An 11072-nucleotide genomic window follows, 5' to 3' on the forward strand; every position below is an offset into this window, starting at 1 on the left:
CGAGGTCGTGGAGTTCATTTCTCATCTGCGGTGGGCAGGCGGTAGCCGAACGTCGCGGTCGGCGGTCCGCCGGGGGTGAACAACCGGGCGGGCCGGCCCCCACCGACCCGGGTCTCGGGTTTGCCCTCGTCATTCACCTGCGGCGCGAGCAGCGGCTCGACTCGGCGATTGAACGTGTCCCGCATCAACCGCCGGCCGAGCACCGCCTCGTGCAGTTCACGCAGGTCGGTCAGCGTGTAGGGCGGCCGCAGCAGATGGTCGGGATCGGGTTGGTCCTCATAGCGCCGACGAAAACTGTCGGTGGCTGCTGCCACTATGTGGTCATGGTCGTAGAGCAGGTGCTCCCCGGACGCCAGAACGCCGTCGGGAGTCAGCGGCTCCAACTCGCCGACCACGTGCGCCAGCTCATCGGACGGCAGCGCCACGGAATGCGCGATCGAGATCGTCCACCCACGCGGATCTCGATCAGGTTCACTGAACACCTGCAGGAGGTGGGGGTGAACGTGCTCGGGGGATAACCCGAGCTTGAGTTCGAGCACCTCACCGACGGTGTCCTCGACGGTTCGTCCCTCGCGGATGAACCGCCCGGGCAAAGACCGACCCTTGTCGGACCGCTCTGTTACAACATGAACGCGTCGATCGACAACGGTCAACACCGCGATGTCGACGGCCACATTGGGCCGCGGATAGTCACTCAAACGGACTGACGTGGCAGACACGAACAAACCCTATGCGAGAATCTGCGCAAAGTGCTAATCTCACTTTCGCGAAAAGTCGCTTCGGTCGGATGCCGGAGCGGAGAAAGGATGTACCGAGATGAAGTTCTCCGCCGCTCTGGATGTGAACGTCGTCGCCCACGAGGCGGCCGACGAAGTGACCGTCCTGCTCGAGCTCGAGGCGCCGGCCGGTCCGGTGGACACCGAGCGCACACCGAGTGCCCTGCAGATCGTGCTCGATCGCAGCGGGTCGATGCAGGGTGCACCGATCGAGGGCGCCAAGCAGGCGTTGGTCGCCCTGGTGCAGCGCCTCGAACCGACCGACGTCTTCGGTCTCGTCGTGTTCGACAGCGAAGCCGACGTCATCGTGCCGGCCGCACCGTTGACCGACAAGACCGCGGTCATCGCGGCGATCAGCGCCCTGCGCACGCGCGGCAGCACCGACCTCTCGTCGGGCTATCTGCGCGGGTTGCGGGAGATCCGGCGTGGTGCGTCGGCCGCCGGGATCGCCGGTGGAACCGTGCTGGTGATCAGCGACGGCCACGTCAATGCCGGCATCACCGACCCCGAGCAGATGGCCGAGGTGACCGCGACCGCGGCCGCGGGCCGCATCGTCACATCCACCCTCGGGTACGGACGCGATTACGACGAGACCATGCTCTCGGCAATCGCCCGCTCGGGCAACGGAAATCACGTGTTCGCCGAGAACCCCGACGCGGCCGGTGCCGCCATCGCCGGCGAGGTCGACGGCCTGCTGTCCAAGGTGGCGCAGGCGGTGAGCGTGACCGTGCGCTTTGAACCACAGGTGACTGCACTCGCGGTGTACAACGACCTGCCGGCGCATCAGATCGGTGACGGTCAGGTGATGATCGAGGTCGGCGATCTCTTCGCGCAGGAACAGCGAAAGTTGCTGTTGCGCATGGAGGTCGACGGCCTGGCCGCGCTTGGATTGACCCAGATCGCCCAGATCGAGCTGCAGTACGTGGATATGCCGGATCTGGTGGAACAGACGGTCACCCTGCCGATCTCGGTGAACGTGGTGCCCGGCGACGAGCTCACCGGTCGCGTCCCCGACCCGACGGTGCAGTCGGAGAAGCTGTTCCAGCAGGCACAGGCGTCGAAGCTGGAGGCGTCGCGCGCCTACGAGTCCGGCGACCAGCGGGCCGGGGACGCCTTCCTCGCGCAGACGGTCGCCGGCCTGGCCGACGCCGATGCCATCGCGCCGGATGCCGCGTCCGGTGCGATCCACGCCGAGATGGCCGACGTCGAGCGCATGCGACGCATGGCCCCGCGGGCCGGTGCCGGTTACATGTCGAAGATGACACGCGACTCGTACCACCAGCAGAACCGCAAACGCGGGCGGCAGTGACGGTCCGGCGTCAGCTCAGGTTCGCCGAGTAGGCCCGGCGACGAAGTGAGCCCGGCGTATCGGAACCATCTGTGCGGCAGAGGATCTCGATGCGGCGCCTCGCTAAGCTCGGAGCCTTACTCGATCAGCGGAAGGGCCGCGCCTCGCTGCGCTGCGTGCCTTACCAGTCGATCAGCGGAGGGGGTGGCGCCCCGCTGCACTCGGAGCCTGATCCGAACAGCCCTCCCCGCTGATCGAGTAAGTAAGCGAGCGAGCTTGCGAGCCCGCGCATCGAGATCTCCCGCCCGGTGGCCTCGATGCGGCGCCCTGCCCCACTCGGAGCCTGATCCGATCAGCCCTCCCGCTGATCGAGTAAGCGAGCGAGCTTGCGAGCCCGCGCATCGAGATCGAAACCCGTCCTCCCCCAACAACTCCAAGGAGACCATTGACCACACTCACCACCACCCAGCTCGACCGCGCCGTCGGTGTCCTACTCGCCGGCGCCGCCGGCGACGCACTCGGCGTCCCGTACGAATTCGGGACCACGCACCTGCCGGCGAATGAGCGTCCCCAGATGCTCGGCGGCGGCCTCGGTGGTTTCGCGCCCGGAGAATGGAGCGACGACACGTCGATGGCCATGGCCATTGCCGAGGTTGCCGCCACCGGCGCCGACCTCACCACCGAGGAGGCCCTCGACGCCATCGCCCGAAACTTCTTGCGCTGGTTCGACGGTGGACCGCCCGACGTCGGCAATCAGACGCGAGCCGTGCTGGGTGCCACCCGCCGTCGACTCGATGCGGGCGAACAGGGTGTCGGTCGCGTCATGCGTGAGGAATCCCGTGCGTTCGCCGATGCCCACCCGCGCTCGGCCGGCAACGGCGCGCTGATGCGCACCGCGCCCGTGACGCTGGCGCACCTTCACGACCGCGGTCGGCTCGCCGAGGCGGCACGGCTCGTCGCATCGTTGACGCATGCCGACGGGTTGGCGGGTGACTCCTGCGTGCTGTGGTGCGAGGCGATTCGTGTTGCCGTGCTCGACGGTGTCGTCGACATCCACGCGGGGGTCGACCTGCTCCCCGCCGACCGCGCGGGGCAGTGGGTCGTCTGGCTGACCGCGTCGTCCACCGCTGATCCGAAGTCGTTCACGCCCAACGGTTTCACCGTGACCGCTTTGCAGGCGGCGGCTGCCGCGATCACCCAGACGTCGGTCCCCGACGAGATCGCCTGCCGCCATCTGCAGACCTCGTTGGAGGCAGCGGTGCATATCGGCGATGACACCGATACGGTCGCGGCGATCGCCGGCGGACTCCTGGGTGCGCGCTGGGGCGCCGGCGCCGTGCCCCGGGAGTGGCGCAGGGCGGTACACGGCTGGCCCGTCGACGGACGACCCAGCGACACAACCGATCTCGTGCGTCTGGCGACCCTCGCAGTCCGGGACGGTGGCACCGACCCGGGTGAATCGCCGGATGTCGACGGGTAAGCCTCCCCAAGAAGGCGGGCCCAGGGGCGGCAGAACGCTGCCGGTCGATGTCGAATCAGGCGGCCAAGGTGGGTCGCCCTGGTGCACCGGCACCCGGCGGACCGTGCGAGTCGCCTCCTGACTGAGCATGCCCGCGAGTGAATCGACAGGCGGCTGGGGCCGCGCAGATCAGGGAACAATCGGCCCGGCGAGCGTCCGTCAACTCCAGCGAGCAGGACTGCGGATTGCACCCCACAACCACCCCGAATGCTGTTCGATGGGAGCATGAGTTAGTTGTCATTGCATACCACCCGGTGCCCGGTCGTCGAGCATCCGCACGGAGAGGAGTCCGATGCCTGACCGTGTCGTCGACACGCATATGCGCTTCTGGGACCTGTCCAACGGCTGGTACCCGACCATCCCCGACTACGCCGAGAGCGTCAACACACCGGAGCTGACCAATACCTTCGACATCGATGAGTATCGGCATGCCGCTGGCGATTTCCCGGTGCAGAAGTTCGTGCACGTCGCGGCAGCCACCAGTGTCCGGCACTACCTGGACGAACTGCGATGGATCTCCGGCTGCGCCGACGACGACCGCCTGGACATGCGCTTCATCGGGAACCTCGATCCGACAATGTCGCAGACCGAGATCCTCGCCGACCTCGACGCGCAGCGCGCCATCACACCCAACCTGGCCGGGGTCCACGTCCTGTACAACTTCGAGCCCGACTCGGCGGTTGTGCCCACCGTACTGACCTGGCTCAACGAGAACCGACTCGTCTTCGACCTCGTCGCCCATCCCGACGAGATGGACGACTGGATCCGAGCGCTGGAACCGTTCCCCGACCTCACCGTCGCCCTCGCACACACCGGATTCCCCACCGGAAACGATGCCGACGCACATGCGGAGTGGCTCGCTGCGATCCAGGCCTGCGCGCGCAAGACCTCCATCTACTGCAAGGTCTCCGGCCTCAGCTTGGTCACCAACACCTTTGAGGTGCCCGAGCTGCGCCGATGGATCGAACCGGCGATCGAAACCTTCGGGTGGGATCGGGTGATGTTCGGCAGCAATTTTCCGGTCCACCGCATCGCCGGCAAATACTCGGAGCTGCAGGCGAGCGTCACGGCGATCGTCGGCGAGGCCCCCGCCGACGACCAAGACCGCTTCTACGCCGCCAACGCCATCGACGTCTACGGGTTCGGCGACGACTGACGCACCTACCCTGTACCCCATGCACTTCGTCATCTACGGCGCCGGAGCGGTCGGGGGCATCGTCGGTGCGCAGCTGTATCGCGCCGGCATCCCCACGACGCTCGTCGCCCGCGGCGCGCATCTGCGGGCGATCCGGGAGAACGGCCTCGTCCTCGACGACGCCGACGGCCGCCACACGCTCCCGATCCCGGTGGCGGCCGATGCCGCCGAGGTGGCGTGGCACGACGATTCCGTCGTACTGCTCTGTGTGAAGTCCCAACAGACCGCGGCCGCGCTCGACGACCTCCGTGCGCACGCACCGTCGGCGACACCCGTCGTGGCCTCGCAGAACGGGGTGACCAACGAGCGAGATATCTTGCGGCGCTTCCCGAATGCGTATGGCATGTGCGTGATGCTGATGGGCTTGCACCTCGAGCCCGGGGTGGTGATCCAGGGGTCATCGGCGGCGCCGGGGATACTCGAGGTCGGTCGCTACCCCGCCGGTGCGGACGATGTCGCCGTGGAGATCGCCGCACGCCTGCGATCGGCCGGGTTCCCGTCCGAGGCGCGCGACAACATCATGGCGTGGAAATACCGCAAGCTCCTGATGAACGTGATCAACGGTGTCGATGCCTGCTTCCACTACGACGGCGACTCATTCCGCACGCTGTTCCACCGCGCACGCGCCGAAGCGGATGCGGTGTACGCCGCCGCCGGCATCGAGATCATCGACGACAACACCGATCGGAGACGCCGCGCCGATCACCTCCGACGCCGCGACACCGGCGAGGACAGCCAGGGCAGCTCCACCTGGCAGAGCGTCGAACGTGGCACCGGTGACGTCGAAATCGACTATCTGGCAGGTGAAATCGTGCTGTTGGGGCGTCTGCACGATGTACCGACGCCGGTCAACGAGCTGATCCAGCGGGAGACCGTCCGGCTGACACGCGAGCATCTGCCCGCCGCCGGTCTCGACCCCGCCGAGGCGTTGCGGACGCTGGACACTCGGGCCTGATGCGCTTCGCCCGGATGTCCTCGCGGTGACCGCGGTGGCCACGATTTCCGTCGGTCCATCCGACACACCATCGTCGTCGGCGATTTCGGGACGAGGTCGAGTTCGCGTGCGGCAAGGGCTGGGCTGTTGGGCTCATGGTCGGGAGACTACGACCGCCCTCCGACAGTTCTTCGAGCGCGAGCGGCGACGGGCATGATCTACCGCGCAAAGTTGTTGAGTGATTCAATCGATACGACGTTCGACAGCTCAACACAGGGGGATCCCATGACCAGCGCCTACGACTTCACCGCCAACGACATCGACGGCAATCCCGTCGACCTGAGTCTGTACCGCGGCAAGCCGCTGCTGATCGTGAACACCGCGTCGAAGTGCGGATTCACGCCGCAGTACAAGGGGCTCGAGGAGCTGCAGCGCACCTACGCCGAGCAGGGACTGGAGGTACTCGGATTCCCGTGTGACCAGTTCGCCCACCAGGAGCCCGGCGACGAGGAGGAGATCAAGAATTTCTGCTCGCTGAACTACGACGTGACGTTCCCGATGTTCGAGAAGATCGAGGTCAACGGCGACGACGCCCACCCGCTGTACAAGTGGCTGCGCGATCAGAAGTCCGGGGTGCTGGGCAGCCGGATCAAGTGGAACTTCACCAAGTTCCTCGTCGATCGCTCGGGCAACGTGGTCGGCCGGTTCGCGCCGACGGTGAAGCCGGAGAAGCTGACGGGCGACATCGAGAAGGTGCTGTAGGCGAGCGAGGCCGTCACCCCGCTCCCTGAGGCGCCGGCGAGATCAGTCGAGGCCGGCAGACACCCGCCGTCCCCCGATCGGTGGACCCGCGATTCCCCCACCCAATCCACCGGTCGGCGGAGTTCGCCGACGCCGTGACCAGGGCAAAGTCAGTGGTGTCGCCGGAACAACAAGCGCCCCGGCCCAAACCACAGGGAGATCCGCTCATGAACACCACCACCCGCCGCATCACCGCCGCCATCCTCGCCGCCGGAGCCGCCACCACCATCGGAATCGCCGCCACCGGCGCCGCCCACGCCGGCACCATGCCCATCACCCGCCCCGGCGAACCCACCACCGCCATGACCATCACCAATCACACCAACCACACCGAATACCTCCTCGGCGCCACCGCCGGCCAGGGCGGACACTTCATCAACGCCCCCCAACACGAACTGCGCCCGGGCACCACCGAAACCATCACCGCGGTCTCCCCCTTCGGCAACTACCTCACCGTCAACGCCGCCTACCGCATCGGCGCCTTCGGACCCACCGCCAACTACGAGATCGAGAACATGGCCCACAACACCAACACCGCCATGTCCGGCATCTCCGGACCCCGCACCGAGCACTACTTCCTCAGCGACAACATCAGCTCCTCCTACCCCACGGTGAACGTCGGATTCCAGCAGTGGTGAGCGGACCACACACCTGAGAATCCGTGACGCCGGAATCCCCGCCCTGCTCCCCGGCAGGCGGGGATTCCTGGTCTCACGGCACCGGCCCGGAACGAGAATCAGCCGTCGTCGCCGAGCCGCCACTCGGTCGGCGTGACGCCGAAGGAGTCGACGAATCGGCGGGAGAAGTGGCGCACGTTGCGGAACCCCCACGTGTGCGCGATCTGGGCAATCGACCGATGACGGGCGTGGGAGGAACGCAGCTCGGCTCTCGCGGCGTCCAGACGTTGCCCGATGATCCACTGGCTGATGCTGAATCCCTCGGTGGCACAGCACTTGTGGAGATATCTCTCGGAGACGTGCACGGCCCGCGCGACGCGTTCCGGTGTCAGGTCGGGGTCGCGCAGGTTGGCGCGTGCGTACGTCCTCGCCCGGCTGACGACGGTGGCGGCCAACGCATCTCGGGATGCGGGTGCGTCGGCGTTGATCGCGGTGTGCAGGAACAGTCGCACGAGTTCGACGGTGATCTCGCCGAGTGCGCTCGCCTCGGGCGCGGGCACGGTCGCCGCGACGTCGGGCAGTGCGAGGATGTGGGCGGCCATCAGCGAATACATCGGTGCGGTGCGAGGGACACAGGGCAGCGCCCGGATGGCGTCGCGGCTCACCCCGAGTTGCTCGAGCGGGACCTGGATGCGTTGCGAGACGCATCCCGGTGAGAACTCGTAGTGGAACGGCTCGTCGACGTCGGTGACCAGCATGTCGCCCGGCCGGACCGTGTATCGGTCGTCGTGGTGGGTCTGCGCGAACTTCGCTGTCGCATGCTGCTGCACGGCCATCGTGAACCACGCGTTCTCCGATGCGCCGACATGTGCCTGGGTCCGATCCACGGCGAACCCACTCATGCCGGCCCTGATCACGCTCACCGCGCCGAGTTCCCACTGCTCGATGAGCACCTGCCCGGACGCCTCGGCACTCGGCGTGAGTCGCGACGGAGAAGTGTTGGCGTTGAACGCTTCTTGCATCGCGTCGATCCGATCGGGCGGCGCGAAGTCATCGGTGTGGAACAAGACGACCATGGCGTCTCCACTCGTTCCGAGATGGCTGTGCAGAAGTCCGGTAGACCTCCATTGTCCGATGCCGTCGGATCGAGCACAAGTGACGAGCCTCGTGCGCTGACAGTGACCGATTGTGCGCTGTGAGTCCCGGCGCCAGTCGCATCGAGGTCTAGATTCGAGTGGTCCGAGACAGCTGTGCATCACTCGCGGGAGGCCCCGATGGCAGCACCAGTGACCGCCACGCCCGTCGTCTTCGTGCACGGATTGTGGTTGCACGCCACGTCCTGGCAACCCTGGATCGACTTCTTCGCCGGGGCGGGGTACGCCCCGATCGCACCGGGGTGGCCCGGCGACGCCGCGACGCCCGAGGAGACCCGCGCGAATCCGTCGGCGCTGAACGATGTGGGCGTCGACGCGGTCACCTCGCATTTCGAGGACGTCATCGCCGATCTGCCCGCGACCCCGGTGGTCATCGGCCATTCGTTCGGCGGGCTGATCGCCCAGAGGCTGCATGCCGGCGGGTTCGCGCGCGCCTGCGTCGCCATCGCACCCGCCCAGTTCAAAGGCGTGCTCAAACCTCCCCCACCGGTCCAGCTGAAGTCGGCATGGCCGATTCTGGGACACCCCGGTCTGCGGCACAAGACGTGGTCGCACACACCGGAGACCTTCCACACCGCCTTCGCCAGCGCGATCGACCGTGCCGAATCCGACGAACTGTATGCCACCTACGCCATCCCCGCGCCGGGCCGACCCCTCTTCGAGGCCGCATTCGCCAACTTCCATCGCCACAGCCCGGCATCGGTGGACCTCGACGCACGAGTGGGGCCGCTGCTCCTGATGGCCGGCGGGCAGGATCGCACCGTGCCCCAGTCGACGGTCGAGGCCGCCTACAAGGCGCAGAAACGCAATCCCGCACCCACCGAGTTGAAGATCTATCCCGATCGGGGGCACAGCGCGCCGGCCGATTCCGGGTGGCACGAACTGGCGACCGACGCCCTGGCCTTCCTCACCGGCCAACAGATCTCCCCGACGAGTTGACACCAGCCATATCGATACAAGGAGAGTTCCCATGCACCGGCTGATCAATCGAATTCTGTTGGTGGCCACGGTCTTGATGTGCGCGATCGGATTCGCCGTCGCGTCGGCGACACCGTCCGCGCAGGCCGCACCACGTCCGACCATCGTACTGGTACACGGCGCATTCGCCGACAAGACAAGCTGGGACGGTGTTGCCGCGATCCTCCGCAACAACGGGTATCACGTGGTGGCCGTGGACAATCCGCTGCGTAGTCCGTTGTACGACGCATCGGTGGTCGAGCAGACCATCCACGCACTGCCGGGACCGATCGTGTTGGTCGGCCACTCCTATGGCGGCGCGGTGATCAGCAATGTCCACGACCGCAAGGTCACCCGGCTCGTCTACGTCGCGGCATTCGGACCCGCTCAGGGCGAGCCGATCTCGTTGGCCATCAACCCGCTGCAGTTCCCGGGAAGTCAGCTGGTGCCGCCCGTCTTGCAGGTCAAGGTCGTGGCCGATCCGCGTGGCGTCGGCGGCTACACCCTCGACGGCTACATCGAGCCGTCGTCCTTCAAACGGGTTTTCGCGCAGGATGTTTCCGATGCGACGGCCGCCAACATGATCGCCCACCAGCGTTCGATCGCGGTGTGGACGAACCTCGAGCCCAACGGCCCGCCGTCGTGGGCGAGCACCCCCAGCTGGTATGTCGTCTCCGCCAACGATCGGGTGATTCCCCCGGACGCCGAACGCTACATGGCCAAGCGCATGCGCGCGCACACGACGGAAATCCAGTCGTCCCACGCGTCCCTCGTCGCACACCCGGACGCGGTGTCCAAGGTGATCCTGCAGGCCGCCGCCTGACCCAGCCAGCACCCTATCGACCGACAACACATTTCAAAGGAGAAACCGTGCCGTACGTCACCACACCCGACGGAGTCGACATCTTCTACAAGGACTGGGGCAGCGGCCAGCCCATCGTGTTCAGCCATGGCTGGCCGCTGTCGTCGGACGACTGGGATACGCAGATGATGTTCTTCCTGCGCAACGGCTATCGCGTCGTCGCCCACGACCGGCGCGGCCACGGTCGGTCCACGCAGGTCGACTCCGGTCACGACATGGACCACTACGCCGACGATCTCGCCGCGGTGGTCACCCACTTGGATCTGAACGACGCTGTACACGTGGGACATTCGACCGGTGGTGGCGAGGTTGTCCACTATCTCGCCCGGCACGGGCAGGACCGGGCGGCCAAGGCGGTCCTCATCAGCGCCGTACCACCCATCATGGTCAAGACCGACGCCAACCCCGGCGGGCTGCCGAAGGAGGTGTTCGACGACATCCAGGCCCAGGTCGCGACCCGACGCGCAGACTACTTCTGGACGTTCGCCAAGGGACCGTTCTACGGCTACAACCGGCCCGGCGCCGAACCGTCGGACGGGGTGATCGCGAACTGGTGGCGCCAGGGCATGATGGGCGGAGCCAAGGCCCACTACGACGGCGTGGTCGCGTTCTCCCAGACCGATTTCACCGAGGATCTGCGGGGGGTGACGGTGCCGGCGCTGGTGATGCACGGCGAGGACGACCAGGTCGTGCCATACGAGGACTCCGGTCCGCTGTCGGCGGAGTTGCTGCCCAACGGAATCCTCAAGTCCTACCCGGGATTTCCGCATGGCATGCCGACGACGGAGGCCGACACCATCAACGCCGACCTGCTGGAGTTCATCCGCTCCTGAGATGGCGCCGGCCTCCCAAGATCCGCCCCGTACGAGCCCTCCGAGGGGCATATCGGGCTGTTGGGATTTGATTTCGGCGTTGTGAGGGTGTCGGTCAGGCGAGGTTGGTCCGGTTGGCACAGACAGCCCCAGCCTG

General features: G+C 66.7%; 11 protein-coding genes. 9 read left to right on the top strand and 2 right to left on the bottom strand.

Annotated elements, in window-relative coordinates; all coding sequences use genetic code 11:
* Nucleotides 1-14: 14 nt before the first annotated feature.
* Nucleotides 15-719 (bottom strand): NrtR DNA-binding winged helix domain-containing protein, encoded by a 705-nt coding sequence (locus tag ACWDTI_RS13330; protein ID WP_449738567.1) that lies wholly within the window; start codon nt 717-719, stop codon nt 15-17.
* A gap of 97 nt (nt 720-816) precedes the next feature.
* On the opposite strand from ACWDTI_RS13330, the gene ACWDTI_RS13335 reads away from it, so the two are divergent.
* From ACWDTI_RS13335 to ACWDTI_RS13360, 6 genes are all read left to right on the top strand, one after another.
* On the top strand, nt 817-2085 hold the full coding sequence (locus ACWDTI_RS13335) for a vWA domain-containing protein (protein WP_449738568.1): 1269 nt from the start codon (nt 817-819) through the stop codon (nt 2083-2085).
* A gap of 424 nt (nt 2086-2509) precedes the next feature.
* Complete coding sequence (locus tag ACWDTI_RS13340) at nt 2510-3544, top strand: ADP-ribosylglycohydrolase family protein (protein WP_449738569.1); 1035 nt, start codon at nt 2510-2512, stop codon at nt 3542-3544.
* Between the two features lie 331 nt (nt 3545-3875).
* On the top strand, nt 3876-4739 hold the full coding sequence (locus tag ACWDTI_RS13345) for an amidohydrolase family protein (protein WP_449738570.1): 864 nt from the start codon (nt 3876-3878) through the stop codon (nt 4737-4739).
* 19 nt (nt 4740-4758) lie between these two features.
* On the top strand, nt 4759-5733 hold the full coding sequence (locus ACWDTI_RS13350) for a ketopantoate reductase family protein (RefSeq protein ID WP_449738571.1): 975 nt from the start codon (nt 4759-4761) through the stop codon (nt 5731-5733).
* A 264-nt stretch (nt 5734-5997) separates the two neighbouring features.
* A complete protein-coding gene (locus tag ACWDTI_RS13355; RefSeq protein WP_449738572.1) occupies nt 5998-6474 on the top strand; it encodes a glutathione peroxidase in 477 nt (158 codons plus the stop codon).
* Between the two features lie 206 nt (nt 6475-6680).
* Complete coding sequence (locus tag ACWDTI_RS13360; RefSeq protein ID WP_449738573.1) at nt 6681-7151, top strand: hypothetical protein; 471 nt, start codon at nt 6681-6683, stop codon at nt 7149-7151.
* Between the two features lie 98 nt (nt 7152-7249).
* On the opposite strand, the gene ACWDTI_RS13365 is transcribed toward ACWDTI_RS13360, so the two are convergent.
* Entirely contained in the window at nt 7250-8206 is a 957-nt protein-coding gene (locus ACWDTI_RS13365) for a helix-turn-helix domain-containing protein (RefSeq protein WP_449738574.1), read from the bottom strand.
* Between the two features lie 198 nt (nt 8207-8404).
* Between ACWDTI_RS13365 and ACWDTI_RS13370 the strand changes: the two genes are divergently transcribed.
* From ACWDTI_RS13370 to ACWDTI_RS13380, 3 genes are read left to right on the top strand one after another with little or no spacing between them, the layout of a single operon-like run.
* Entirely contained in the window at nt 8405-9223 is an 819-nt protein-coding gene (locus ACWDTI_RS13370) for an alpha/beta hydrolase (protein ID WP_449738575.1), read from the top strand.
* A gap of 31 nt (nt 9224-9254) precedes the next feature.
* Nucleotides 9255-10064 (top strand): alpha/beta fold hydrolase, encoded by an 810-nt coding sequence (locus ACWDTI_RS13375; protein ID WP_449738576.1) that lies wholly within the window; start codon nt 9255-9257, stop codon nt 10062-10064.
* Between the two features lie 47 nt (nt 10065-10111).
* Complete coding sequence (locus ACWDTI_RS13380; protein ID WP_449738577.1) at nt 10112-10936, top strand: alpha/beta fold hydrolase; 825 nt, start codon at nt 10112-10114, stop codon at nt 10934-10936.
* The last annotated feature ends 136 nt before the right edge of the window (nt 10937-11072 follow it).

The sequence above is a fragment of the Gordonia sp. NPDC003424 genome (assembly GCF_053588655.1).

What these genes read in the sequence shown, in the direction of transcription:
- ACWDTI_RS13350 (WP_449738571.1), top strand. Translation starts at nt 4,759, where the DNA reads ATGCACTTCGTCATCTACGGCGCCGGAGCGGTCGGGGGCATCGTCGGT.
- ACWDTI_RS13360 (WP_449738573.1), top strand. Translation starts at nt 6,681, where the DNA reads ATGAACACCACCACCCGCCGCATCACCGCCGCCATCCTCGCCGCCGGA.
- ACWDTI_RS13365 (WP_449738574.1), bottom strand. Translation starts at nt 8,206, where the DNA reads ATGGTCGTCTTGTTCCACACCGATGACTTCGCGCCGCCCGATCGGATC.
- ACWDTI_RS13375 (WP_449738576.1), top strand. Translation starts at nt 9,255, where the DNA reads ATGCACCGGCTGATCAATCGAATTCTGTTGGTGGCCACGGTCTTGATG.
- ACWDTI_RS13370 (WP_449738575.1), top strand. Translation starts at nt 8,405, where the DNA reads ATGGCAGCACCAGTGACCGCCACGCCCGTCGTCTTCGTGCACGGATTG.
- ACWDTI_RS13345 (WP_449738570.1), top strand. Translation starts at nt 3,876, where the DNA reads ATGCCTGACCGTGTCGTCGACACGCATATGCGCTTCTGGGACCTGTCC.
- ACWDTI_RS13355 (WP_449738572.1), top strand. Translation starts at nt 5,998, where the DNA reads ATGACCAGCGCCTACGACTTCACCGCCAACGACATCGACGGCAATCCC.
- ACWDTI_RS13335 (WP_449738568.1), top strand. Translation starts at nt 817, where the DNA reads ATGAAGTTCTCCGCCGCTCTGGATGTGAACGTCGTCGCCCACGAGGCG.